At 67.1% G+C, this 24,170-nt stretch carries 22 protein-coding genes; 13 read left to right on the forward strand and 9 right to left on the reverse strand.

Annotated features, from left to right (window positions below):
- Window positions 1–207: 207 nt before the first annotated feature.
- A complete protein-coding gene (locus FEF15_RS03325) occupies window positions 208–1,476 on the reverse strand; it encodes an MFS transporter (RefSeq protein ID WP_163557734.1) in 1,269 nt (422 codons plus the stop codon).
- A gap of 178 nt (window positions 1,477–1,654) precedes the next feature.
- Between FEF15_RS03325 and FEF15_RS03330 the strand changes: the two genes are divergently transcribed.
- The 13 genes from FEF15_RS03330 (at window position 1,655) to iadA (ending at window position 16,582) form a co-directional block, all read left to right on the forward strand.
- Window positions 1,655–3,547, forward strand: a complete 1,893-nt coding sequence (locus FEF15_RS03330) for a histidine kinase (RefSeq protein ID WP_163557735.1) — start codon at window positions 1,655–1,657, stop codon at window positions 3,545–3,547.
- A 9-nt stretch (window positions 3,548–3,556) separates the two neighbouring features.
- Complete coding sequence (gene narL, locus FEF15_RS03335) at window positions 3,557–4,222, forward strand: two-component system response regulator NarL (RefSeq protein ID WP_163557736.1); 666 nt, start codon at window positions 3,557–3,559, stop codon at window positions 4,220–4,222.
- Window positions 4,223–4,514: 292 nt separating this feature from the next.
- Complete coding sequence (locus FEF15_RS03340) at window positions 4,515–6,143, forward strand: antiporter (RefSeq protein ID WP_163557737.1); 1,629 nt, start codon at window positions 4,515–4,517, stop codon at window positions 6,141–6,143.
- A 91-nt stretch (window positions 6,144–6,234) separates the two neighbouring features.
- Window positions 6,235–6,693, forward strand: a complete 459-nt coding sequence (locus tag FEF15_RS03345; protein WP_163557738.1) for a universal stress protein — start codon at window positions 6,235–6,237, stop codon at window positions 6,691–6,693.
- A gap of 47 nt (window positions 6,694–6,740) precedes the next feature.
- A complete protein-coding gene (locus tag FEF15_RS03350; RefSeq protein ID WP_163557739.1) occupies window positions 6,741–8,246 on the forward strand; it encodes an MFS transporter in 1,506 nt (501 codons plus the stop codon).
- A 70-nt stretch (window positions 8,247–8,316) separates the two neighbouring features.
- Window positions 8,317–9,636: a nitrate/nitrite transporter gene (locus tag FEF15_RS03355; RefSeq protein ID WP_163557740.1), complete on the forward strand. Its 1,320-nt coding sequence runs from the start codon at window positions 8,317–8,319 to the stop codon at window positions 9,634–9,636.
- A 101-nt stretch (window positions 9,637–9,737) separates the two neighbouring features.
- Entirely contained in the window at window positions 9,738–10,238 is a 501-nt protein-coding gene (locus tag FEF15_RS03360; protein WP_240454057.1) for a hypothetical protein, read from the forward strand.
- Window positions 10,239–10,252: 14 nt separating this feature from the next.
- Complete coding sequence (locus tag FEF15_RS03365) at window positions 10,253–10,801, forward strand: hypothetical protein (RefSeq protein ID WP_163557741.1); 549 nt, start codon at window positions 10,253–10,255, stop codon at window positions 10,799–10,801.
- Window positions 10,802–10,803: 2 nt separating this feature from the next.
- Window positions 10,804–11,391: a cytochrome c oxidase subunit 3 family protein gene (locus FEF15_RS03370; RefSeq protein WP_163557742.1), complete on the forward strand. Its 588-nt coding sequence runs from the start codon at window positions 10,804–10,806 to the stop codon at window positions 11,389–11,391.
- A gap of 2 nt (window positions 11,392–11,393) precedes the next feature.
- Window positions 11,394–11,690, forward strand: a complete 297-nt coding sequence (locus FEF15_RS03375) for a cytochrome C oxidase subunit IV family protein (protein WP_163557743.1) — start codon at window positions 11,394–11,396, stop codon at window positions 11,688–11,690.
- Between the two features lie 241 nt (window positions 11,691–11,931).
- On the forward strand, window positions 11,932–12,780 hold the full coding sequence (locus FEF15_RS03380; RefSeq protein WP_163557744.1) for a cyanophycinase: 849 nt from the start codon (window positions 11,932–11,934) through the stop codon (window positions 12,778–12,780).
- Window positions 12,777–15,410 carry a cyanophycin synthetase gene (gene cphA, locus FEF15_RS03385; RefSeq protein ID WP_163557745.1) on the forward strand — a complete coding sequence of 878 codons (2,634 nt, stop codon included), beginning with the start codon at window positions 12,777–12,779 and terminating at the stop codon, window positions 15,408–15,410. Before FEF15_RS03380 ends, cphA begins: the two co-directional genes overlap by 4 nt.
- On the forward strand, window positions 15,407–16,582 hold the full coding sequence (iadA, locus tag FEF15_RS03390; RefSeq protein ID WP_163557746.1) for a beta-aspartyl-peptidase: 1,176 nt from the start codon (window positions 15,407–15,409) through the stop codon (window positions 16,580–16,582). Before cphA ends, iadA begins: the two co-directional genes overlap by 4 nt.
- An 83-nt stretch (window positions 16,583–16,665) precedes the next feature.
- Here the strand turns inward: iadA and FEF15_RS03395 are convergent, their stop codons facing one another.
- The 8 genes from FEF15_RS03395 to FEF15_RS03430 form a co-directional block, all read right to left on the reverse strand.
- Window positions 16,666–16,887 (reverse strand): hypothetical protein, encoded by a 222-nt coding sequence (locus FEF15_RS03395; protein WP_163557747.1) that lies wholly within the window; start codon window positions 16,885–16,887, stop codon window positions 16,666–16,668.
- A 12-nt stretch (window positions 16,888–16,899) separates the two neighbouring features.
- Complete coding sequence (locus tag FEF15_RS03400) at window positions 16,900–18,843, reverse strand: VWA domain-containing protein (RefSeq protein WP_163557748.1); 1,944 nt, start codon at window positions 18,841–18,843, stop codon at window positions 16,900–16,902.
- 36 nt (window positions 18,844–18,879) lie between these two features.
- On the reverse strand, window positions 18,880–19,695 hold the full coding sequence (locus FEF15_RS03405; RefSeq protein ID WP_163557749.1) for a CbbQ/NirQ/NorQ/GpvN family protein: 816 nt from the start codon (window positions 19,693–19,695) through the stop codon (window positions 18,880–18,882).
- A 55-nt stretch (window positions 19,696–19,750) separates the two neighbouring features.
- Complete coding sequence (locus tag FEF15_RS03410) at window positions 19,751–21,097, reverse strand: cbb3-type cytochrome c oxidase subunit I (RefSeq protein WP_163557750.1); 1,347 nt, start codon at window positions 21,095–21,097, stop codon at window positions 19,751–19,753.
- 48 nt (window positions 21,098–21,145) lie between these two features.
- Window positions 21,146–21,598, reverse strand: coding sequence for a cytochrome c (locus FEF15_RS03415; protein ID WP_163557751.1), 453 nt, complete (start codon window positions 21,596–21,598; stop codon window positions 21,146–21,148).
- Between the two features lie 233 nt (window positions 21,599–21,831).
- The gene (locus tag FEF15_RS03420; RefSeq protein WP_163557752.1) at window positions 21,832–22,149 is read right to left on the reverse strand and encodes a carboxymuconolactone decarboxylase family protein; all 318 of its coding nucleotides are present in this window, start codon (window positions 22,147–22,149) and stop codon (window positions 21,832–21,834) included.
- A 71-nt stretch (window positions 22,150–22,220) separates the two neighbouring features.
- A complete protein-coding gene (locus FEF15_RS03425; protein ID WP_163557955.1) occupies window positions 22,221–22,613 on the reverse strand; it encodes a SirB2 family protein in 393 nt (130 codons plus the stop codon).
- Window positions 22,614–22,647: 34 nt separating this feature from the next.
- Window positions 22,648–23,859, reverse strand: a complete 1,212-nt coding sequence (locus FEF15_RS03430) for an NnrS family protein (RefSeq protein WP_163557753.1) — start codon at window positions 23,857–23,859, stop codon at window positions 22,648–22,650.
- Between the last annotated feature and the right edge of the window lie 311 nt (window positions 23,860–24,170).

Genomic DNA, 24,170 nt, shown 5'->3' on the forward strand with positions numbered 1-24,170 from the left:
TCGCTCTCCAGGCTCCTCGAAGGATGCGTGACCGCTGGGGTCACCCTCTTGCGCCGGGCGGTCGAAGGGTCTGAGCCCACGCGCCAGGCACGGTCTATGGGTTCGGATTCTGGGGGATCGAAGCGGCGATTACTGCCCGGTTACCTCCATATACCGCCCCTCTACCCCCAAGGTGATAGCGGCGCCCGATCGGGGGGATAACCTGTCTCAGACCGTGGCACCGGGGCGCGAACGCGGATCCCAGAGCATCACCAGCATGCACAGGGCGAGTGCCGCGTAGAGGAACATGAAGCCCGCGGTACGGATACCGATCCACTCGTTGCCGAGCACGAACATCAACGGCAGGAGGGCAGCGAAGAGCCCGCCGAGGGCGAGCGCCAGGCCGCCGGCACAGGCCATGTCGTCGCCGTGATCGCGGTACACCAGGCACATCAGGCTGCCCTTGCCGACGCCCATGGCCAGGCCCATGGTCGCCAGCAGCGCGACGAAGCCGGTGAACGGCATGGCGAAATCCAGCTCGAGATCGCCGTGGATGCCGTGGATCCGCATGCTGAAGTCGGGGTAGGAGAGGAAGAACAGGCAGGCCATCACGCTGGCGCTGACCCACCAGCGCAGGTCGCGGAAGTCGCGGCGGTCGGCCAGGGCGCCGCCCAGTATCTGGCCCAGCCCGCCGGGCAGGGTGAACAGCAGCGCGGCCAGCGCCGCCTGCTTGAGCGGCAGCTGGTACTGGGCGGCGAGATAGCCCGGCAGCCACAGCGCCAGCGCCACGAAGGTGCCGTAGAAGAAGCTGTAGTAGAGGGCGAGCCGCCATACCGCCAGCGACGGCAGGCGGCGCCGCCCGGACAGGCGCCCCGGCCCGGGGCAGGCGACCGGCGGCCCGCGCACCGGCTCGTCGTCGGCGAACAGCCACAGCAGCGTCGCCACCAGCAGCACCGGCAGCAGGTAGAGTTTGGGGGCCATGGGCCAGCCGTAGGCCTGGCTGATCAGCGGCAGCAGCAGGTACGTCAGCCCCGCCCCCAGCATGCCGGCGCCATAGAGGCCCAGTGCCAGGCCGACATGGCGCCGCGGCCCCAGGGTGGCCACGTAGACCAGACCGGCGGCCAGCGACCCGGCACCCAGCCCCAGGCCGGCACCGGCGAGCAGGAAGTCGACGTAGCCCCGCGAGCTCGCGATGGCCCACAGGAAGGGGCAGATCAGTAGCAGGCAGCCGATCATCACCCGCCGGCCGCCCACCCGGCGGGCCAGCGCCGCCATGGGCAGCGCCGCCAGGGAGCCTGTGAACAGCGGCATGGCCAGCAGGGTGGCGAACTGCACTTCACCAAAGCCCAGCGCACCTTTCAATTCCACGCCCAGGACGGCGAAGATGGTCCAGCTGGCGAAGACCAGCGCAAAGGCGAGCGGCGATAGCAGTACCACCACGAGCGTTCGGTAGTCGATCGGCTGGCCCTGGGCCGGGCCATTCCGGGCAGGTTTCATGAACGACGGATCCCGTGGCATGGTCTCAGCCATTTTCGAGAGCCCTGCCCCGAGGGTCAAAAGGGCATGCGAGGTACCTCTTTGTAGGCTATCGTCGCTCCCCCTACGACGCCGGCATTGAGGTATAGTCAGACCCGGCGCTGCCCATCCCGCCCCCGAGTGGAGACCCGACCCGGCGATGAAACTGCTGCAACGTTCCCTGGTAGCCCGCATTGTGGCCTCGCTGCTCGCCATCAGCGGCATGGCACTGATCAGCATCGTGGTGACCATGGCGGTGGCCGGGGGTAGTCAGGGTGATGCTGCGGCGATCAACGTGGCCGGTTCGCTGCGCATGAACACCTACCAGATCGTCGCCGCCCTGCAGCGCTATCAGCGCCAGCCCACCGACGCCCACGAGACGGCCGTGCGCGTGTATGCCGAACGCTTCGGCGAGCGCCTGGCCTCCACGGAGCTGACCGGGGCCATCCCTCGCTCCGAGGCTCACGAGCTTCGCCAGCAGTACCGCCTGATCCTCACCCGCTGGCACAACGAGCTGGGGCCCCAAGTCGAGGAGGTCATCGACACCCGCCAGCTGCGCGGCGGCCAGCTCGACCGCACCCTGGACGACCTGGTTACCGACATCGACACCATGGTCACCCAGCTCGAGGAGAACACCGAGGCCAAGATCCGCCTGCTCAGCGCCCTGCAGATCCTCTTTCTCGGCCTGACGGCGGTGGTGGTGGCCATCGCCCTCTACGACATCCGCCACAATCTGGTGCTGCCGCTGCGTCAGCTGCTGGCCCTGGCCCGGGCAGCGACCCGCCGCGATTTCTCGCGCCGCACCCAGCTCACCGGCAGCGACGAGCTGGCTACCCTGGGGCGCACCTTCGACCACATGGCCGAGCAGCTCGCCGCCAGCTATGCGGAGCTGGAGGCGCGGGTGGCGCGCAAGACCCAGGAGCTCGAGCGCAGCAACCAGGTGATGCGGGTGATGCACGACGGCAGCCGCTCGCTCTATGGCGGCGGCAACGACCTCTGCGCCAGCGCCGCTCCCATGCTGCGGCGCGTCGAGCAGCTGCTGGAGATCGGACCCATCCGGCTGTCGCTCAACGACCCCTATGACGACCGCCAGATCCCCATCCTTGCCACCCACTCGACGCGGCGCCCGGCTTACTGCCGCGACCACGGCTGCCACGCCTGCCTACTCGAGCCGCACCCGCTCAACCTGCGCGACACCGGGGAGGGCGAGTGTCTGCTGCTGCCGGTGAGCGTGGGCGACGAGATGCTCGGCACCCTGGAGATCTGGCATCCCAAGGGCGAGCGACTCTCCGACAGCGTGCGCCGCCTGCTCAACGCCCTGGCCGACCAGTTGGCCACGGCGGTCTACCTGCAGCGGCGTATCGAGGAGGAGCAGCAGATCTCGCTGATCAACGAGCGCACCGTGATCGCCCGGGAGCTCCACGACTCCCTGGCCCAGTCGCTCTCCTACCTCAAGATGCAGGTGGCGCGACTGGAGCGCATGCAGGCCAAGGACGCCCCGCGCGAAACCCAGGCCGCGGTGTTCGACGAGCTGCGCACCGGCCTCAACAGCGCCTATCGCCAACTTCGCGAGTTGCTCACCACCTTCCGCCTCAAGCTGGAGGGCCCGGGACTGCAGTCGGCGCTGCGTCAGGCCACCGAGGAGTTCACCGAACGCATGGGCGCGCCTGTGGAGCTGCACTACGACGTGCCGCCCCACCTGCTCAACCCCAACGAGGAGATTCACGTGCTGCAGATCGCCCGCGAGGCGCTCAGCAACACCCACAAGCACGCCGAGGCGCACTGGGCGGCCGTCACCGTTCGCTTCGAGCAGGCGCGGATCCGGCTGCGCATCGAGGACGACGGCGTGGGCCTGGCCGACGATGCCTCGCCGCCCATGCACTATGGGCTGGTGATCATGCGCGATCGCGCCCATACCCTGGGCGGCGAACTGGAGATCGCCAATCGCCCCGGCGGCGGCACTCGCGTCGAACTGATCTTCACGCCGCAGACGGCGCGCCTCATCACCCGCCAGCCGACGACTTCCCCCCACCTTCACGAGCAAGGAGACTGAGACGCCATCATGGGCCAGCCAAGCCAAGAGACACCCGCCAGCATCCTGATCATCGACGACCACCCGCTGCTGCGCCGTGGCGTGGGTCAGCTGCTCGAGCTGGAGGACGACCTCGAACTGGTCGGTGACACCGGCGAGCCCGCCGAGGGCGTGCGCCTGGCCGGCGAGCTCGACCCGGACATGATCCTACTCGACCTCAACATGCCGGGCATGGACGGCATCCAGACGCTCAAGGCGCTGCGCGAGGCGGGCTTCGCCGGACGCATCGTGATGTTCACCGTCTCCGACCACGAGGAGGACCTGGTGGCAGCCCTGCGCGGCGGCGCCGACGGCTACCTGCTCAAGGACATGGAGCCCGAGGAGATGGTCCGCCAGCTGCGCCAGGCCGCCCTGGGCCGCATGGTGGTGAGCGAAAGCCTCACCGCCCTGCTCGCCGAAGCACTGCGCAACCAGCGCGCCCAGCCCGCCACCCCCGATATCCACAGCCTCACCCAGCGCGAGCGCGAAATCCTGCGCGAGCTGGCTGCCGGGCTCTCCAACAAGCTGATCGCCCGCAAGCTCGACATCACCGAGGGCACGGTGAAGGTGCACGTCAAGCACCTGCTCAAGAAGCTCAACCTGCGCTCGCGGGTGGAGGCGGCGGTGTGGGCCGTCCAGGAAGGCATCGACCGGTAGGAAAACGAGAGAGGTAAGAACGGGTTCTGTGTGGATACCTCCAATGACTTCGCGGCGCCGACAGGGCGCCTTTCTTTTGCCTGTCGGTTTTTCAAACACCATTCAAGACAGTGAGTTATAAAAATACCCCTGCTACCCCTCAAGGGGTATTTCCCTGATTTTGCTGCCATTTCGGCCGGTTTCACCGCCTCGAGCGGCGTCGTATCTTTCGATCATCTGGACTGAATTGATCCCGGTCAGGCCTCAGGGTGCAAGCCGGGCATCGACGGACTCACCATCAGGGGAAACCACCATGGCCAACACCAATGCCGACCTGGGCAGGGTCGCATCCGGCAGGAAGAATGCCGACCTCGAACACTGGGACGTCGAGAACGACGCTTTCTGGGAACGCGAGGGCAAGAAGGTCGCCACGCGCAACCTGTGGATCTCCATCCCCAGCCTGCTGATGGGCTTCGCGGTCTGGCTGATGTGGGGCATGATCACCACCCAGATGCGCAACCTCGGCTTTCCGTTCAGCGTCGACCAGCTGTTCACGCTGACGGCCATTGCCGGCCTTTCCGGCGCCACCCTGCGCATTCCCGCCTCCTTCATGATCCGTATCGCCGGCGGGCGCAACACCATCTTCCTGACCACGGCGCTGCTGATGCTCCCCGCCGCGGGCACCGGCCTGGCGCTGATGAACCCGGGCACGCCCTTCTGGGTGTTCCAGGCGCTGGCTCTGCTCTCGGGCATCGGCGGCGGCAACTTCGCCTGCTCGATGAGCAACATCTCCACCTTCTACCCGAAGAAACAGCAGGGCTACGCCCTGGGCATGAACGCCGGGCTGGGCAACTTTGGCGTGACCACCATGCAGATCCTGATTCCGCTGGTGATGACGGTGGGCATCTTCGGCGCCATCGCCGGCGCTCCCATGGAGCTGCAGCAAGCCAGCGGCACCCTGATCGGCCGCATCGAGGCGGGAACCGAAACCTGGATCCAGAATGCCGGCTTCGTCTGGCTGGTCTTCCTGATTCCGCTGGCCTTCGCCGGCTGGTTCGGCATGAACAACATCCGCGACATCACCCCCAACCCCGGCAGCCCCGTGGCGGCCTTCGGCAAGATCCTGGGGCTCTACGGCGTGGGCATGCTCACCGCCATCGCCGGCGTGGTGGCGCTGGGCTGGCTCAACATGTGGGTCGCCCTGCCGCTGACCATCGGCCTGACGCTCGCCCTGCTGCGCCTGCTGCCCGGCCAGATCCGCGCCAACATCCAGAAGCAGTTTGCCATCTTCTCCAACAAGCACACCTGGTCGATGACGGTGCTCTACATCGCCACCTTCGGCTCCTTTATCGGCTTCTCGGCGGCCCTGCCGCTCTCCATCACCGTCATCTTCGGCAACATGATGGAAGTCGCTGCCGACGGCAGCGTCACCCGCATCGCCAACCCCGACGCGCCCAGCGCCCTGACCTGGGCCTGGATGGGCCCCTTCGTCGGCGCCCTGATCCGTCCGGTGGGCGGCTGGATCTCCGACAAGCTGGGCGGCTCCATCGTCACCCAGGTGATCTCGGTGATCATGGTGATCGCCTCGGCGGCCGTGGGCTACGTGATGATGCTGGCCTACAACTCGACCGACCCCAACCAGTACTTCTGGATGTTCCTCACGCTGTTCATCGTGCTGTTCGCCGCCAGCGGCATCGGCAACGGTTCCACCTTCCGCACCATCGGCGTGATCTTCGACCAGCAGCAGAAGGGCCCGGTGCTGGGCTGGACCTCCGCCGTGGCCGCCTACGGCGCCTTCATCGCCCCGCGGGTGATGGGCGAGCAGATCAAGCTGGGCACCCCGGAACTCGCCATGTACGGCTTCGCGATCTTCTACGCGATCTGCCTGGTGGTGAACTGGTGGTTCTACCTGCGCCCGAACGCCGAGATCAAGAACCCCTAACAGCGACCCGCCCTGGCGCCGTCACGACCGTGCCCCCTCGCCCGAGCCCGGGCACGGTCACTCGAAAGTCCGTCTCACACGGAGGTAAGTCATGAAGATCATGATCGCCTATGACGGCTCACGTAACGCCAAGCTGGCGCTCGCCCAGACGGTCGGCATGTTCCGCTGCAATGCGCCGCTGCTGATGCTGGTGGGGGTCGCCGAGAACCCGCGCGACGCCACCGACGCCAACGAGGACCTCTTCCAGGAAGAGGTCGACCAACTCAAGAAGGCGCTTCAGGAAGGTGCCGACTTCGCCACCCGGGAAGGCTTCGACGTCGACTGGAGTCTCGCCGAAGGTGACGCGCGCAAGATGCTGCTGCACGCCACCCAGAAGCACCGACCCGATCTGTTGGTCATCGCTCGCCACAGCAACAAGCCCGACGGCGGCATCATCGCCCAGTCGCTGAGCTACTTCGTCGACGAGCTCGACTACATGACCTTCGGCAGCGTCAGCTCCTTCCTCGCCCGGCGAGTGGAGTGTCCTCTGCTGATCTTTCCCAGCCCCTGAAACCGGGTTCCAGGCTCCTTCCTCCGCGAGATCAGGATGACACGACCATGAAAGTCGCCGACCTATTCAAGTTTCGCACCCCCGAGATCCGGGCCCTGCACCTGACCTGGATCGCCTTCTTCATCACCTTCTACGTCTGGTTCAACATGGCGCCGCTGGCCAGCAGCATGCTCAAGAGCGTGGACTGGCTGACGGCGGACGACCTCAAGCTGTTCGCCATCTGCAACGTGGCACTGACCATTCCGGCGCGCATCATCGTCGGCATGGCGCTCGACCGCTTCGGCCCGCGCCGGGTCTTCTCGGTGCTAATGGTGAGCATGTCGATCCCCGCCCTGGTGTTCGCCTTCGGCGATACCATGACTCAGCTGCTGATCGCCCGCCTGGTGCTGAGCTCCGTGGGCGCCAGTTTCGTGGTGGGCATCCACATGACGGCGCTGTGGTTCAAGCCCAAGCACATCGGCTTCGCCGAGGGCTTCTACGCCGGCTGGGGCAACTTCGGCTCCGCCGCCGCCGCCATGACCCTGCCGACCATCGCCATCACCTGGTACGGCGGCGCCGACGGCTGGCGCTGGGCCATCGCCCAGAGCGCCGTCGTCATGGCCGTCTACGGCGTCTACTACTGGTTCGCCATCACCGACGGCCCCGATGCCAAGGCGCACCGCAAGCCGCGCAAGGCACTGGCCATGGAGGTGAGCAGTTGGGGCGACATGATCAAGCTGATCCTGTGGACCATCCCGCTGGTCGGCGTGCTGGGCATCCTGGTGTGGCGCATCCAGAACCTGGGCTACCTCTCCACCACCGGTGCGGTCATCGCTTACCTGGCCATCGTCGCCGTGGTCGCCTACCAGATCGTGCAGATCCTGCGCGTCAACGTGCCGCTTCTCAAGAAGGGCGTACCGGAAGACGACCGATACTCCTTCAATAGCGTGGCCGCGCTCAACAGCACCTACTTCGCCAACTTCGGTGCCGAGCTGGCTGTGGTCTCCATGCTGCCGATGTTCTTCGAGCAGACCTGGGGCCTCAGCGCTGCCGCCGCCGGCCTGATCGCCGCCTCGTTCGCCTTCGTCAACCTGGTGGCGCGCCCCATGGGCGGGCTGGTCTCCGACCGCCTGGGCAACCGCCGCTTCGTGATGCTCAGCTACATGTTCGGCATCGGCATCGGCTTCGTGCTGATGGGCCTGCTCGATGCCAGCTGGCCGCTGATCATCGCCATCGCCATCACCATCTTCACCTCCTTCTTCGTACAGGGAGCGGAAGGGGCGACCTTCGGCATCATTCCTTCGATCAAGCGCCGCATCACCGGCCAGATCTCGGGCATGGCCGGCGCCTACGGCAACGTGGGAGCGGTGGTCTACCTGACCATCTTCACCTTCGTCACGCCCACCCAGTTCTTCTACATCATCGCCACCGGGGCCTTCCTTAGCTGGCTGATCTGCCTGGTGTGGCTCAAGGAGCCGGAAGGGGCCTTCGACGAGGAGTACTACGTCTCCTCCGTCGACCGCATGATCGAGCAGCAGGAGCAGGCTCAGCTCAAACTCCAGCAGGGCGGATGACGCGATCCGACGTGCGATGGCCGCTGTGGCGGTCGTCGCACGATGTCCCTCCAACCGCAAAGGAGAAAGCATGGCTTCGCAGCGCTTCAAGCAGTATTCGGTGCTCGCTGCCAACACCTTCGCCTTCACCATGTGTTTCATGGTGTGGACGATGTTCGGCGAGATCGGCGTACCCATCGCCGAGGAACTCGGTCTCAACGGCACGCAGTTCGGCATCCTCACCGCAGTGCCCATCCTCACGGGCTCGCTCACCCGCTTGCCTCTGGGGGCCATGACCGACCGCTACGGCGGCCGCCCGGTCTTCTTCATCATCCTGGTGCTCATCGTGCCGGCCATCTGGATGGTGCAGTTCGCCACCCAATACTGGCAGTTGCTCATCCTCGGCGCCCTCATCGGCCTGGCCGGCGGCTCCTTCTCGGTGGGCATCACCTACACCGCCAAGTGGTTCGAGAAGGAGCGCCAGGGGCTGGCCATGGGCATCTTCGGCGCCGGCAACGCAGGAGCCGCGGTGACCAAGTTCATCGCCCCCACGGTGATCGTGGTGCTCGGCTGGCAGGCGGTGCCCAACCTCTACGCCGCCATCATGCTGATCACGGCGATCGTCTTCTGGTTCTTCACCTACTCCAACCCGACGCACCGCAATGCCGATCGCGTTTCCCTCCGTGAGCAGGTCAAGGTGCTCAACGATCCCAAGGTGTGGAAGTATTGCCAGTACTATTCGGTGGTGTTCGGCGGCTACGTGGGCGTCTCGCTGTGGCTGACCCGGTACTACATGAATGAATACGGCCTGGGAATCCAGCTCGCCGCGCTGATCGCCACCATCTTCGTGCTGCCCTCCGGCGTGATTCGTGCCTTCGGCGGCTGGCTCTCCGACCGCTTCGGCGCCCACACCGTTACCTGGGCGTGCATGTGGGCGAGCCTGGTGGCCCTTTTCATCATGTCCTATCCGGAGACCCAGTACCGCGTGACGACGGCCGGCGGCGAGGGCATGGTGGAGTTCGGCTTCGGCATTCCGGTGTGGTTGTTCACCACCGCACTCTTCGTGGTGGGCATCGCCTGGGGCATCGGCAAGGCCTCGGTGTTCAAGTACCTTTCCAACGACTATCACGAGAATCTCGGCCTGGTTTCCGGCATTGTCGGCCTGGCCGGCGGGCTGGGCGGCTTTCTGCTGCCGATCATGTTCGGTGCCCTGGTCGATCTCACCGGCGTGGCCACCACGGTGTGGATGCTCTGCTTCGGCGTGACGCTGGTTTCCATCGTATGGATGTGGTGGACCGAACGGCGTGTGCCGATGCTGACCCGCGACGCCTACCACCAGGCCACCGTCATCGGCGAATCGCTGATGCACGACCGGCCTGCTGCCAGTAGCGAATCGCTCGAGCGATCCTGAGCTTGCGACAATTTGCCCGCCCCCAATACCCGAGCCCTCGGCTCGGGTATTGATCCGTGACAAGGACAGAGGCAACACCCTGCGGCATAGTGTCGACAGCAATGACGCTCCTCGCCGCCGGCGAGGTTGCGCCCGACCGGCAACCCTGCGACCTGGAGGTGGCCATGCCCTCGCCATCCGCGCCTCTGACTTCCGATATCCCTGCCACCGATGAACGCGGCAAGAAGCTCGCGGCGGTGGTCTACATGCTCTTTCTGGGCAGCATCATGGCCGTGGTCACGGCGCCCCTGGGCGTGCTCCTGGCCCACCTGCGCCGTCGCCACGCCGCCGACTGGGTGGCCAGCCACCTGCAATTCCAGATTCGCACCTTCTGGCTGGGCATCGCCGGTGCCGCGCTCTGCCTGATCGCCTGGCAGCTGCTCGGCTGGCTCAGCCTGCCGGCCTGGGCGCCCTGGGCGCTGGGCTATGGCTTCTTCACGGCCTGCCTGATCTGGATGGTGGGACGCTGCGGGGTGGGCATTCACCGCCTGATGAACGGCCGTGCCATCGACGCGCCCAGAAGCCTGTGGCTCGGCGGTGCCTCCGTCAGCCTGAGCGATTAACGCGGAGGCGTATCATGAACGCATCGACCCTGACACCCGTTCTCCCCGGCCGTTCGATCGCCATCACCGGCATCGCCTGGGGCTTCATCGCCTTCGCCGCCCTGACGATCGCCCTGCTCGGCCTGGCCCTGCTGCCCGGCGATCGCCTCGCCGTGCTGCTGGCCGTCGAACCCGGCAGCGGCGGGCTGACCGGCGGTGTCGCCTGGCTGCTCGAGCGCAGCCAGGCCCTGGCCGGGCTGCTGCTGGCCGGGGCCCTGCTCACCTTGGGACTGGCCATCGCCCTGCTGCAGCGCCGTTCCTGGGCACGCCGCGCCTTTCTCATCCTGCTGGCAGCGGGCTTCGTCGCCGTGCTGGGCGGGGCGGCCCTGACACCCCTGACCTTTAGCCTGCTGCCAGAAACCGCCACCAGCGCAGCGGTGACGTCCGGCACCCCCGGTGCCGGGCTCACCGGCATGCTCGGCGCCCTCATCATGCTGGCCACCCTGCTGGCGGCGCTCTTCGCCTGGGCGGGCTGGAAGCTCAGCAGCGAGGCGGCCTGCCACGAGTTCCAGCGGGAGGGCTGAGCATGTCATCCCGCGACCACCCGGGAGTAGCGGCATTGCCCAACCCCGGCTGGGGGCCGCTCTCGGCGCTGCCCGGCAACCCGCTGATGTGGGTGCTGATACTCAGCGAGATGCTGGTCTTCACGGCTTTCTTCGCTCTCTACGCTTGGCAGCGCGCCACGGACGTGGCCGCCTTCAATGCCGCCCAGCAGTCGCTCGACCCGCTGATGGGCGGGCTCAACACCCTGGTGCTGCTGACCAGCGGCCTGTGCGTGGCGCTGGCCGTGGAGGCCATCAGCGGCGACCGGCGGCGCCGCGCCCGCCAGTGGCTGGCGGCGAGCATGGCGCTGGGCGTGCTGTTCGGGGTGGTCAAGGTGGTCGAGTACGCCGACAAGTTCGCTGCCGGCATCACCCCCGACACCCATCTATTCTTCGGCTTCTACTACGGCCTGACCGCCTTCCATTTCGCCCACGTGCTGTTTGGCCTGGGGCTGCTGGCGCTGGTGACCTGGCGCACCAGCGTCGACAACGTGGAAACCGCCGCCGCCTTCTGGCACATGGTGGACCTGATCTGGATCCTGCTCTACCCGCTGATCTATCTGCTGAGGTGACCATGACCGCACTGCCCGGCACCCGCCGCCTGCTCGCCACCTGGTTGACGCTGATGGGGCTGACGCTCATCGCCATGCTCTCGGCACGCCTCGACCAGGGCAGCTGGGCACCGCTGCCGCTGTGGTCGGCCGCACTGGTACTGATCGTCACCGGCTTCAAGGCCCAGCGCTTGCTGATGGTCTATCTCAACCTGCGCGCCGCCACCCCAGCCTGGAAGGGCACCTTCGTGGGGCTAGTGATCTTCACCCTGGCGCTGATCGGCGCCGGCTACGCGGCGCCGCGGCTGGGCCTGGTCTGAGGCCGAGTTCAGCCCCAAGGCACCACTTCTGTGGCTCAAGCCTGCCGGTGGCAACACCTGGCAAGCAGCGGTATCGATTCGCCTCCCATGATGACGCAAGCGGCAGCGATAACGTGCCCCGCGCCGGGATGACTGTTATAAGTAAAAGTGTAGGTGGCAAGCATTATGCCATTCGGCACCTGACTCACGCGGACGTGGCTTCTGCGTTTGCTCAAAAGCGTCGCTGGGCGACGAACAGGTTATGGCTTCCCAACGCACCGTGGCACCTGGCCGCATCGTGGCCATCGGCGGAGCCGAGGACAGGACCTCCGATCTCGAGATCCTGAGACAGGTCTTTGCCCTGGCACCCCAGGGCCATGACGAGGTCGCCGTCATCGCCACGGCGAGCAGCATTCCCGACGAGGTGCTGCCCGACTACGAAGCGGCCTTCTCTCGCCTGGGCGCCAGCCGCGTCCATTCCCTGGCCATCCGTGACCGCCGCCAGGCGGCCGAGGCCGACACCGTCCGCCTGATCGAGCAGAGCGGCGTCATCTTCTTCACCGGCGGGGATCAGCTCCGCCTGACCAACGTGCTGGGCGGCTCGGCGACCCTGACCGCGATCCGCCACCGCTTGAAGGAGGGCGCGGTAGTGGCCGGAACCAGTGCCGGCGCGGCGGCCATGCCGGGCACCATGATCTACAACGGCACGGCCGCCGATGCCCTGCGCAAGGGCGCCGTCAACATGACCTTCGGCCTCGGACTCGTCGAAGGCTTGATCATCGACAGCCACTTCCTCGAGCGCGGACGCTTCACGCGCCTGATGGAGGTCGGGGCAACCAACCCGGAGTACCTGGGCGTGGGGCTGGGCGAGGATGCCGCGGTGATCATTCATCAGAACCGGGTTCTCGAAGCCATCGGCACGGGCCATGTCATCCTCATCGACAGTCGCGACCTGGCGAGTTCCAACATCGCCGATTTATCGATGGGGGAGCCGGTAGCCATCGAGAACATAATCCTGCATGCGATGGTCAGCGGCCATGGATATGATATCGAGGCGCGTCGCTATCTCGTCGCCGAGGAGCTCGACGCCCTGCTGGAGGCTTGCCGATGAACATCCTCGAGCACCGGGCCCTGCGCGGGCCGAACTACTACAGCCGCTACCCGGCCATCTTCCTGCGCCTGGACATCGGAGACCTCGAGGAACGACCCAGCGACAGGGTTCCCGGCATCGTCGAACGCCTCCTCGGGATATTGCCCACCCTGCAGGAGCACCGATGCTCGGTCGGCCGACCCGGCGGTTTCGTGGAGCGACTGGAACGCGGCACCTGGGCCGGCCACGTCGTCGAGCATGTGGCGATCGAGCTCCAGAACCTGATCGGTTTTTCGGTCGGCTACGGCAAGACCATCGACAGCTACGAGCCGGGGATCTACAACGTCGTCTACCGCTACCGGGACGAAGCCTGCGGCCTGGCGGCCGGGGTCGAAGCCGTCGAGCTGGTCACTCGGCTGTTTCATGGCGGCGAGATCGACATGCCGGCGATCATCGCCCGCCTCAAGGCAGTACGCGACGCCCACGTACTGGGGCCCTCCACCGCCTCGATCGTTGCAGCCGCCGAGCGGCGTGGCATCCCCCATATCCGCTTGAGTGACGAGAACAGCTACATCCAACTGGGTCACGGCCACCGCCAGCAACGGATTCAGGCAACGGTGACCGGTCATACGGATCTGATCGGCTACGGTATTGCCGACGACAAGGCCTGGACGAAGCAGGTGCTCGGCGATGCCGGCATTCCGGTTCCCCACGGCCGTGTCTGCGCCTCCATCGATGAAGCCCTCGACGCCGCGCGCGACATCGGCTACCCCGTCGCGGTCAAGCCGCTGATCGGCAACCACGGCCGCGGCGTGAGCACCAACATCGATGATGAGCCGGCGCTGCGCGAGGCCTTCGACATCGCCGCCCACCGCAACCCCGCGGTGATCGTCGAGCAGTACATCCGGGGCGAGGACCATCGCCTGCTGGTCATCGACAACAAACTGGTGGCCGCGGCCCGGCGGCGCCCGGCCCATGTGATCGGCGATGGGATCGCCACACTGCAGGCCCTGGTCGACAGGGAAAACCAGGACCCGCGTCGCGGTGTCGGGCACGAGAATCTGCTCACGCAGATACAACTGGACGAGCAGTCGCAGCGGCTGATCGACCAGCAGAACCTGACCCTGCACAGCGTGATTGCGAACAACGAGATCGTCTACCTGAAGCCCACGGCGAACCTGAGCACCGGGGGCACGGCCACGGACGTGACCGACGACGTCCACCCGGAGGTACGCTACGCGGCGGAGCGGATCGCGCGCCTGGTCGGGCTCGACATCATCGGCATCGACCTGCTGGCCGAGACCCTGACCCGGCCACTGGAGGAGCAGTCCGCCGCCGTGGTCGAGGTCAATGCCGGGCCCGGTTTTCGCATGCACCTGTCGCCCACCCACGGGGAGGGACGCGATGTCGGCCAGCCTGTGATCGACATGCTGTTTCCGGACAGCGAAACCGATGCCCGCATTCCCATCGTGGCGGTGACCGGGACCAACGGCAAGACAACCACGGTGCGCCTGCTCTCGCACCTGCTGCGCCAGGCGGGACGCAATGTGGGCATGGCCTGTACCGGCGCCATCGAGATCGACAACCATGTCATCATGCGCGGCGACTACAGTGGCCCCCAGGCGGCAGCCGTCGTGCTGCGCGAACCCACGGTCGAATGCGCCGTGCTCGAAGTGGCCCGCGGCGGCATCATGCGCCGTGGCCTCGGGTTCGACGAGTGCGACGTCGGGGTGCTGCTCAATATCGCCAGCGACCATCTGGGCGAGCACGATATCCACACCCTCGACGAACTGGCGCGCTGCAAGACCGTGGTGATCGACGCCGTGCGCCGGGGCGGTACGGCCGTGCTCAATGCCGATGACCCCCGGGTGCTGGCCGGCCAGGAGTGGGCCCGGGGCGATATCATCTTCTTCACCCTGGACCCCGATTCACGCCCCATCCGCCAACATGTTCGCGACCACGGGGTGGCCTTCACGGTCCACGATGAGCGCATCGTGATGCGTCAGGGCCATGTCGAGGCCGAGGTGATCCCGGTGGTGGACGTGCCGATCACCTTCGAGGGACACGCCCGCTTCAATGTCGCCAATGCCCTGGCCGCCAGCTCGGCCGCCTATGCCCTGGGGCTCTCCATCGCCGATATCCAGATGGGCCTGCAGACCTTCCATCCCACCCCCGGTCAGAACCCCGGACGCACCAACCTCATCGATGCCGACGGCATGAAGGTGCTGATCGACTACGGGCACAACGTGCCGGCACTCGAGGCCCTCAGCGAGCTGGTGAGCTGTATCCCGGCGCGACGACGCCTCAGCGTGGCCAGCGCGCCCGGCAATCGCCGCGACGAGGACCTCGTCAGCCTCGGTAGGCTGCTCGCCCGGATGCACGAGGTGGTTTTCATCTACGAGACCGACGCCCGCGGCCGGGCCATCGGTGAAGCCGCTGGCCTGCTGCGTGACGGTGCCGAGTCGATGGGGGGCTGCCGGGTCGAGACCGTCCTGGAGGAGGCCCAGGCCGTCGACCGGGCCTTCGATGAAGCCAGTGAAGGTGACCTACTGGTGTTGCTGATCGACGATATCGAGGGCGCTATCGAGCGCCTGAAGGGCCGCCGCTTCGCGCCCCCGGCGGCGACGGACCTCACCGGGGAGCCGCCATGATGCCTCTCGATGCTCGGGACGCCCCACTACTGACCCTGCTCCGCGTCGGCCGCATTTTCGCTCCAACGCCCCTCGAGGCCACCGAGATACTGATCGCCGACGGTCGCATCGCAGCGCTGGGGCGCGATCTCGAGGTCCCGGGGGGCTGGCCAGTCCAGGTCGTGGAGGCGCGTGATCTCGTCGCCGTTCCCGCCTTTATCGACCAGCACGTCCACGTAACCGGTGGCGGCGGCGAGGGGGGCTGCGGCAGCCGTTGCCCCGAAATCACCGCTCGGGAGATCGCCGCCATGGGCATCGCCACCGTGGTGGGGGTGCTGGGTACCGACAGCATCAGCCGCTCCCCGGCGGATCTTCTCGCCAAGGTGCGCGGGCTCAAGGCCGAGGGCATCGCAGCCTATATGTACACGGGGTCGTATCGCGTGCCGCCACCGACCCTCACCGGCGACGTGCAGCGCGACCTCGCCTGGATTCCCGAGGTCATTGGTTTGGGCGAGCTTGCGATCTCGGATCATCGCTCCAGCCAGCCCAGCCGGGACGAGATCGCGCGGCTGGTCAGCGAGGCACGCGTCGGCGGCATGCTGGCCGGCAAGCGCGGCATCTGCCACTTCCATGTCGGCGACGGACAGCGGGGGCTCGAGCCGCTGCGCCGGCTGCTCGCTGAGACCGAGATTCCCGCCGAGCAGGTGATCCCCACCCACGTGAACCGCCATCGCGCCCTGCTCGAGGAGGCCGCCGATTATGCGCTGGCCTTCGCCGCCAGCGTGGATGTGACCGCCTTCGACGACGCCGACGAGGACGACCTGAGTGGCTTCGGCGCGGTGTCGTGGCTGCTCCAGCGCGGCGTCCCGGTCGAGCGCATCACCATGAGCTCCGACTGCAACGGCAGCCTGCCCGAGTTCGATGCCCGGGGCGCCTATATCGGCATGCGGGTGGCGGGCAACACCACCCTGATCGCGGACTGGCAACGCCTGGTCCGCGAGGCGGTGCTGCCACTCGACCAGGCTCTGGGCCTGATCTCGGGAAACGTGGCGCGGGTGCTGGGGCTGCATGACCGCAAGGGCCGCCTGGCCGTCGGCCATGACGCCGACGTGACCCTGCTCGACGGCGACCTCCAGCCGCAACAAACCTTCGTGGCCGGTAGGCGTCTCTACGCCAGGGGCGTCTCACCGTAGCGTCCTGGCGATGCCACGACACGGGCCGCCACGATCGGGCTTGCGTGAAACACTGCCCTTCACTTGGCGCAACCGCGAATCGGCTACTCCTGAGACCTCTCGCGTCCGGATGACGGCGGCTTCGCCCTGGCCCACGCCTCGAGGACGCGGGCCAGGCGCATCAGGCCGTAAACGATGAGGGGCACGAGCAGCATCAGGCCCACCCCCCAGTCGCGGTTGTTGATCAGCCAGGCGAGCGGCAGCACCACCGCCAGCCCGATGGCGAGGCCGGTGACCACGGCAATGGCAAGACGGGGATTCGACATGATCTCGCCTCCTCAGGATCCGATGATCTGGCGGTAGATATCCGGCAGCGCCAGCGACAGGTGCTCGGGGCGGTTGAGGATGGCGTAGCTGCCCCGCCCGAAGAGGTGGGGCACATACTGGTGGCCTTCGCTGTCGACGGTGACGCCGAATACCTTGACCTCCTGCTGGCGCGCCTCCAGTACCGCCTTGCGGGTGTCCTCGATGCCGTAGCGCCCCTCGTAGTAGTCGGTGTCGTTGGGCTTGCCGTCGGTGAGCACCAGCAGCAGGCGATGGCGGTTGGGCCGCTTGGCCAGCTCCTGGGTGACGTGGCGGATCGCCGGCCCCATGCGCGTGTAGTGACCGGGCCGCAGCGCGGCGATGCGCCGGGCGACGCGCTCGCTCATGCGCTCCTCGAAGCCCTTGAGGGTGTTGACCCACACCTTGTGGCGGCGGTGCGAGGTGAAGCAGTGGATGGCGTAGTCGTCGCCGCAGCCGGCCAGGCCGTGCCCCAGTACCAGCAGCGCCTCCTTCTCGACGTCGAGCACGCGGCGATCCTCCAGCCACGCCTCGGTGGAGAGCGAGACGTCGATGAGGATCGACACGGCCAGGTCGCGGGCCTGCTCGCGCGCCGACAGGTAGATCCGGTCGCTGGCCTCGCCGGTGGCCGCCAGGTCGCAGCGCGAGCGGATCACCGCGTCCATGTCGAGCTCGCTGCCGTCAAGCTGGCCGCGCAGAATCTCGCGCCGCGGACGCAGCGCCTCGAACTCGCGGCGCACGCGGCGAATGCGGCGCCGGGTCGCCTCGTCGGGCTCCCAGTCCTCGCCCTCCTCGCTCTGCACGTCGCTGTGGACGACGCAGTGATCGGGCAGGTAGACCTGCTTGCGGTGGTGCCACTCGGGATAGGTGTGTCGGCCGGCCAGGCGGCCGCCGGTCGCCTCGTCGGGCGCCAGATCGAGATCGAGCTTGAGCCGCGAAGCCGCCTGCTTGCGGTTGGGGCTGAGCACGATCTCTTCCATCTGGTCGGCGGCCTCCCGGGCGGTCTCCTCCTCCTCGTCCTCGACGTGGCGGTTGAGGTTCACCATCTCGGCCCAGGAGAGCATCTTCTCCGAGGCGTTGAGCATCAGCGGATCGTCGCGGTTGGCCTGGTCCTGCTCGCGGCGGTCGGCCTGGCGCTTGCCGCCGTCATCCTGCGGCTGGCTGCGCCGCAGGGGGATATCCGCATCATCGGCGACGTCCTCGCGGGCGCCGTCGCGGGTGCCCAGCGTCACCACCTGCCCCCACAGCGGCACCGGCAGCGGCGGCCGGTAGCCGCGCGGGGTCTGGAAATCGTCAAGGGACAGGGTGTCGTCGGTCACGGCACGCTGCATGGCGCCGGCCCAGCCGTCGTCGGGCACCGGCGCACCGAGTTGGGCAAGCAGCACCGCCTCCAGCGCCGCCTCCATGGGCGGCAGGCGCTTGCGTTGCGGGCGCACCGCGAGCAGTGCCTGACAGAGTCGGGCATGGCGCTCGGCCAGACCCGGGAAGCGCTCGAGCACGGCCCGGGTGGTACGACGCGCCGTGCGCAGCACCAGCAGGTCGTTCTGCAGCGGGTCGGCGGCGCCCTCGGCGCGCTCGCCGGTCGCCAGGTAGGCGGTGAGCCAGAGGTAGAGGTCGCGGTTCAGGGCCGCCTCGGGGAAAAGAGCGATACGCGGCGGCAGCAGCAGGTGCTCCTCGTCGCGGCGTGCCTGGTCGAGCGCCTCCTCGTCGAGGCCCAGACGCTGGCGCAGCGACAGCCGGTGCCGGGAGTTGCGCCGGGCGATGGCGGCCACCTCGACGCCGGACTCTCCGCCGCCGCTGCGAAAGAAAACCCCGAGCAGGGTGCGCAGGTCATCCAGTCGCACCGCCGCTTCGGGGTGGTCCGGGTAGCTGGTCGCGCTGGAGGCCCAGCGGTGCCAGTGGCGGCCGACGAACTCCTCGACCTCGAGAAAATCCAGCATGGCGGGCTCCTACTCGTTCCGGCTGAGCACCGGCGCTCAGCCGAAGGTGGCCTTGATGGCTTCCAGCAAGCCGTCCTGCACGTCCTGATCGTCGGTGAGGGGTTCCACCAGGGTCGCGCAGGTGGCCTCCAGAATCGGCATGCCGGCGGCGATCAGGGTGGCGCAGTAGACCAGCAGGCGCGTGGAGACGCCCTCTTCCAGGTCCTGGCCCTTCATGGCGCGCAGCCGCGAGGCCAGGTTGACCAGGGCGGCGCAGCGGTCGTAGGCGAGGCCGCTCTCGCGGGCGACAATCTCGCACTCCGCCTTGGGCGGCGGGAAGTCGAACGACATGGCCACGAAGCGCTGGCGGGTGCTCGGTTTGAGCGACTTGAGAATGTGCTGATAGCCGGGGTTGTAGGAGACCACCAGCATGAAATCGTCCGGCGCCTCGAGCAGCTCGCCGGTACGCTCCAGCGGCAGCAGGCGGCGGTCATCGGTGAGCGGGTGCAGCACTACCGTGACGTCCTTGCGCGCCTCGACCACCTCGTCGAGGTAGCAAATGCCGCCCTCGCGCACGGCGCGAGTGAGCGGGCCGTCGACCCAGCGCGTCTCCCCGCCCTGCAGCAGGTAGCGACCGGTGAGGTCGGCGGCGGTCAGGTCGTCGTGGCACGACACGGTGAACAGCGGTCGGCCGAGCTTGGCGGCCATGTGGCTGACGAAGCGGGTCTTGCCGCAGCCGGTCGGCCCCTTGAGCAGCAGCGGCAGCCGCTGGCGGTACGCCTGCTCGAACAGGGCACACTCGTTGCCGACCGGTTCGTAGTAGGGCAGTTCCTGCTCGAAGGCTTGAGCGGAAGCGGTCGCGGTATGGGACATGGGGTCACTCCAGGGGAAAGGGTCGACGGGGCGCGCACGCCCCGCCGACATTCGATCACTCGGCGGCGGTCAGCGGCTTGCTGGTGGCCGGCACCTGCTCGCGCGACGGGCCGAAGAACGAATAGAGCAGCATCACGGCGGCCAGGGTCACGGCCACACCGGAGCCGAGGCGCATGACGTAGAAGAGGTCGAGCTGGCTCTGCACCTCCATGTAGTTCATGCCCAGCACTCGCTGCAGGTGCGTCTGCACGACACCGGCAAAGGTCAGGGTGAAGGTCATGAAACACATCGCCGAGGTCATGATCCAGAAGCCCCACATGTTCAGCACCTGGTTGTACGGCTGCACGCGGCGCAGCTGCGGCATCGCATAGGTGATGATGCCCAGGATCAACATCACGTAGGCACCGTAGAAGGCCAGGTGGCCGTGGGCCGCGGTGACCTGGGTGCCGTGGGTGTAGTAGTTGATGAACGACAGGGTGTGCATGAAGCCCCACACGCCGGCGCCGAAGAAGGCGATGGTCGGGCAACCCAGGGCCCACAGCATGGCGGCCTTGTTGGGATGGTTACGGCTGCCCTTCCAGAACATGTAGAAGGCGAACACCACCATGGCGAAGAAGGGGATCACCTCGAGGGTGGAGAAGATGCTGCCGATGGGCTGCCAGTAGCTCGGCGCGCCGATCCAGTAGTAGTGGTGGCCGGTGCCCAGCAGGCCCGAGAACAGCGACAGGCCGACGATGACGTAGAGCCACTTCTCGATGACCTCGCGGTCGACGCCGGACATCTTGATCAGCAGGTAGCCGAGCAGCGAGGCCATGATCAGCTCCCACACGCCCTCGACCCAGAGGTGCACGACCCACCACCAGTAGAGCTTGTCCACCGCCAGGTTGGAGGGGTTGTAGAAGGCGAACAGCCAGAACACCGCCGCGAGCCACAGACCCAGCATCAGGACCAGGTTGATGGCCGTCTTGCGCCCCTTGAGCAGGGTCATGCTGGTGTTGAACAGGAACATCAGGTAGGAGATGGTGATCAGCACCTTGATCCAGAACGGCTGCTCGAGAAACTCGCGGCCTTCATGGATGCCGAACTGATAGCCCACCAGGGCCGCCGCACCGGCAAAGGCGAAGATGCCCAGCTGCAGGTAGGCGAGGCCGGGGCTGTGAATCTCCTGCTCGGCCTCTTCGGGCATCAGGTAGTAGGTCGCGCCCATGAAGCCGAGCAGCAACCACACGATCAGCAGGTTGGTATGGCTGACCCGCATGATGTTGAAGGGCATCAGGTCGGCCATGAAGTTGGGGGCGATATAGACGGTGGCCGCCAGCAGACCGAAGACGATCTGTAGGGCGAACAGCGCCATGGCCACCATGAAGAATGGCTGGGCCACCTTCTGGGTTTCGTATTTCATCGGTATCGTTCTCCTTGCGTCATCAACCCGGACTCACGTCACGCCGCTTCAGCCCGCGGGGTGCGGTGGCCAATCCTGATCGTCGATGGAGTCGGTCCACTTGAGGAAGTCGATCAGCGCGTTCATCTCTTCGTCGCTGAGGTCGAAGTACGGCATCTGGCGACGCCCTTCCGCCCCGGTCGGCTGGGCACGCATCCAGGCCGTCAGCGCCATGCGCGCCCCTTCCGGGTTGTCGTGACCGCCATAGCGCTCCCAGACGTTGGCCAGCTCGGGCGCGAAGTAGGCCCCCTCGCCCATGATGCTGTGGCAGTTGATGCACATATTCTCTTCCCAGACGTGCTTGCCGAGCTCGACGGAGTCGGTCAGACCCTCGCTGTCGGTGGACGTGTTCACCATGTACCAATGGCTGTGCGCCGTCAGCGCGGTAAACAACAGGAAGAAAAACAGCGAGCCGCCATAGAAGATATTGCGGGCCGCTGCCTTGGTGAGGCCTTCGGTCATGGGCCATCCCCCCTTGCTTGCTTGGCATTTGCGGGACCCGCGGCCGAAGGCGACCGGTCCCACCCCTTTATTAAACATGCATCTGTTATGCATGTTTAGAGTAGCAGGAGCCGCACCAGAGGGGCATTGACCTTGATCAAATTGGGGGAAGGAAGCGCCAGGGTAGCGACCATGGCGCCACCTGACGGCTCGCGACACGATGTCGCAGGCCGGGGGCACGACGGCCGGCGGCCTCAGCCCTCGGGGATGTCATCGATCCAGGTCAGGGCGGCGACACTGGCCGGCAGCCCCAGGGTGGGGATGGCCAGCAGCGCCACCTGGCGCAGGGCTTCGGGCTCGATGCCCTCGCGCAGGCCGCGTCGCACGTGGGAGTGGACCGCCCCTTCGGAGCCGGTGCCCACCGCCAGGGCTAGCTTGACCAGCCGGCGGGTGCGCGCATCCAGCGGCCCGCTCTCGGCGCAGCGCTTACCCAGCGCCTGGAATGCGTCCCAGACCTCGGGGTAATCCTCGGCCACCTTGCCGGCACCGCTGGGGAGTTGGTGATCGCTCATGGGTTCATCCTTCCTGACCAGTGACGATTCGACGCGACCTCAGTATAGCCGCCCGGCGCGCGTCAGCCAGCTTACAGCAGCGCCAGCCAGGAGAGCGGGTGGTGGTGGATGGCGGCACCGAGCATGTAGGCGAAGGTCGCCAGCGCCGCCAGCGCCGCCAGCGCACGCCGGGCGGGGGTGCGGCCGCGCTTGATCGCCAGCGTGCCCAGACCGATGTAGGCCAGCAGGGCGACGAGTTTGGCGGCGAGCCAGGGGTGCTGGTGGGGCCACATCCCCAGCATCACCGCGAGCAGCACGCCGAGGACAAGCAGCAGGCTGTCGTTGAGGTGCGGCAGCACCTTCACCCAGCGCCGCTGCAGCAGCGAGGATTCGCGCACCGACCAGGCCGCCCGCACCAGGAAGAACCCCAGGCTCAGCGCCGCGGTGGTCATGTGCAGGTGCTTGATCAGGGCGTAGTGCTCGATCACGTCGGCCTCCTGGCTGCGACCACGGCTGGGGCTAGCCGTCCTCGCCATCGGGGCGGGGCGCCAGCAGCGGCCCCGTATAGTGGAACAGGAAGACGCCGTAGGCCAGGCACCAGAAGATGATGCCCAGGTTGTAGGTCCAGTGGGTGATCTGCGGGAACAGCGCCAGCACCGGCGAGCGCAGCAGCGCGGCCGCCACCATCAGCCCCAGCGCCACGCCGATGCCCGGCAGAGTGCGGATCTGGCGCGCGGTGTGCCCCAGCGAGACGCGCGCCATCATCGCCAGCATCATGGTCCCCATGCCGCCGATGGTCAGGGCGTGCACCGCCACGTCGGTGCGGAAGGCGCCGAACAGCGACAGGGCCCACATCGCCAGCCCCACGGGGATGAAGGCATAGCTCGCATGCAGCCCCCACAGCAGCGGTTCGCGCCAGCTGTGCTGGCCGCCCCAGCGCGCCAGGCGCACGGCATTGGCCAGGGCGGCCAGCCCCATCAGGCTCGCCAGCAGGGGCGCCGGCAGGGCCAGGCCCAGCATCGCCAGCAGCATCGCCAGCACCACCGCCATGACGCTGCCGAGGCTCGCGTACTCGAGCGCCGCGATCGGCGGCCGGCGGGTCAGACCCAGGCGGTTGGCGGTGAACATGGCGATCACCCGGCCGCCCACCACCACCATCAGCAGAGTGACCAGAAGCACAGCCAGGTAGGCCGACTGGCGAATCAGCGCCGCCTCGCCGTTGAGCACGCCCAGGTGCATGCCGAGATTGGCCAGGGTCAGAAGCCCCAGTGCCGGCAGGAAGATCAGGTTGCGCCAGCGCTGAGCGGCGATCACCAGGCGCGCCATCACGATGCCCACCACCGGCAGGAAGGCCACGTCGACGGTGACAATCAGCCACCCCGGCAGCCCCGCCGGAAAGGCGATCAGTCCCCGCGCGGCGAGCCACAGCGCCACCAGGCCCAGCAGCGGCCCGCCGTGCAGGCTGCGCCGCCCGGTCCAGTTCTGCACCGCAGTGAGCAGAAAGCCGGTCACCACGGCGGTGGCGAAGCCGAAGAGCATCTCGTGCTGGTGCCACCACATCAGCCCGCCGTGGGGGCGCAGCAGGATGTCGCCGTGCCAGAAGGCGAACCACACCACCAGGGAGAGCACGCTGAACAGCGCCGCCAGCAGGAAGAAGGGGCGGAAGGCCAGACGCGCCACCGGGTGGCGCGTCAGTGACAAGGGACTCACGGAAGAGGAAGAAGACGACATGATCGCGATACCCGAGTAAAACGCTTGGATATGGCCATTGTGCGGAAAAGCCCGCGTCAAGGCCATGACGCGCATCAAGAGAAAGCCGCTCAGGCTGATCCGGGGACGGGCCTAAAGGAGGCGCTGCGAACCCTTACCTGGGCGCTTACATTTGCCCTGCCTGGCAAATGACCTCCTTTCCGCAGTGCGCAGCGCTGCCCGATCTAGGCGCCTTTCGGCGCCTTCGCCCGGCAAAGCCGGCCTCCCACTTAGCCCCTCCCTACCGTGGGTGCCATTAACTGCGATAGCCTTGGGCCTGTTGCCCGGGCTCG

Origin of the sequence: Halomonas sp. NO4 (assembly GCF_010994375.1) — a bacterium.
In the GTDB taxonomy this organism is placed as follows: domain Bacteria; phylum Pseudomonadota; class Gammaproteobacteria; order Pseudomonadales; family Halomonadaceae; genus Halomonas.

What these genes read in the sequence shown, in the direction of transcription:
- FEF15_RS03325 (WP_163557734.1), bottom strand. Translation starts at nt 1,476, where the DNA reads ATGAAACCTGCCCGGAATGGCCCGGCCCAGGGCCAGCCGATCGACTAC.
- FEF15_RS03330 (WP_163557735.1), top strand. Translation starts at nt 1,655, where the DNA reads ATGAAACTGCTGCAACGTTCCCTGGTAGCCCGCATTGTGGCCTCGCTG.
- narL (WP_163557736.1), top strand. Translation starts at nt 3,557, where the DNA reads ATGGGCCAGCCAAGCCAAGAGACACCCGCCAGCATCCTGATCATCGAC.
- FEF15_RS03340 (WP_163557737.1), top strand. Translation starts at nt 4,515, where the DNA reads ATGGCCAACACCAATGCCGACCTGGGCAGGGTCGCATCCGGCAGGAAG.
- FEF15_RS03345 (WP_163557738.1), top strand. Translation starts at nt 6,235, where the DNA reads ATGAAGATCATGATCGCCTATGACGGCTCACGTAACGCCAAGCTGGCG.
- FEF15_RS03350 (WP_163557739.1), top strand. Translation starts at nt 6,741, where the DNA reads ATGAAAGTCGCCGACCTATTCAAGTTTCGCACCCCCGAGATCCGGGCC.
- FEF15_RS03355 (WP_163557740.1), top strand. Translation starts at nt 8,317, where the DNA reads ATGGCTTCGCAGCGCTTCAAGCAGTATTCGGTGCTCGCTGCCAACACC.
- FEF15_RS03360 (WP_240454057.1), top strand. Translation starts at nt 9,738, where the DNA reads ATGACGCTCCTCGCCGCCGGCGAGGTTGCGCCCGACCGGCAACCCTGC.
- FEF15_RS03365 (WP_163557741.1), top strand. Translation starts at nt 10,253, where the DNA reads ATGAACGCATCGACCCTGACACCCGTTCTCCCCGGCCGTTCGATCGCC.
- FEF15_RS03370 (WP_163557742.1), top strand. Translation starts at nt 10,804, where the DNA reads ATGTCATCCCGCGACCACCCGGGAGTAGCGGCATTGCCCAACCCCGGC.
- FEF15_RS03375 (WP_163557743.1), top strand. Translation starts at nt 11,394, where the DNA reads ATGACCGCACTGCCCGGCACCCGCCGCCTGCTCGCCACCTGGTTGACG.
- FEF15_RS03380 (WP_163557744.1), top strand. Translation starts at nt 11,932, where the DNA reads ATGGCTTCCCAACGCACCGTGGCACCTGGCCGCATCGTGGCCATCGGC.
- cphA (WP_163557745.1), top strand. Translation starts at nt 12,777, where the DNA reads ATGAACATCCTCGAGCACCGGGCCCTGCGCGGGCCGAACTACTACAGC.
- iadA (WP_163557746.1), top strand. Translation starts at nt 15,407, where the DNA reads ATGATGCCTCTCGATGCTCGGGACGCCCCACTACTGACCCTGCTCCGC.
- FEF15_RS03395 (WP_163557747.1), bottom strand. Translation starts at nt 16,887, where the DNA reads ATGTCGAATCCCCGTCTTGCCATTGCCGTGGTCACCGGCCTCGCCATC.
- FEF15_RS03400 (WP_163557748.1), bottom strand. Translation starts at nt 18,843, where the DNA reads ATGCTGGATTTTCTCGAGGTCGAGGAGTTCGTCGGCCGCCACTGGCAC.
- FEF15_RS03405 (WP_163557749.1), bottom strand. Translation starts at nt 19,695, where the DNA reads ATGTCCCATACCGCGACCGCTTCCGCTCAAGCCTTCGAGCAGGAACTG.
- FEF15_RS03410 (WP_163557750.1), bottom strand. Translation starts at nt 21,097, where the DNA reads ATGAAATACGAAACCCAGAAGGTGGCCCAGCCATTCTTCATGGTGGCC.
- FEF15_RS03415 (WP_163557751.1), bottom strand. Translation starts at nt 21,598, where the DNA reads ATGACCGAAGGCCTCACCAAGGCAGCGGCCCGCAATATCTTCTATGGC.
- FEF15_RS03420 (WP_163557752.1), bottom strand. Translation starts at nt 22,149, where the DNA reads ATGAGCGATCACCAACTCCCCAGCGGTGCCGGCAAGGTGGCCGAGGAT.
- FEF15_RS03430 (WP_163557753.1), bottom strand. Translation starts at nt 23,859, where the DNA reads ATGTCGTCTTCTTCCTCTTCCGTGAGTCCCTTGTCACTGACGCGCCAC.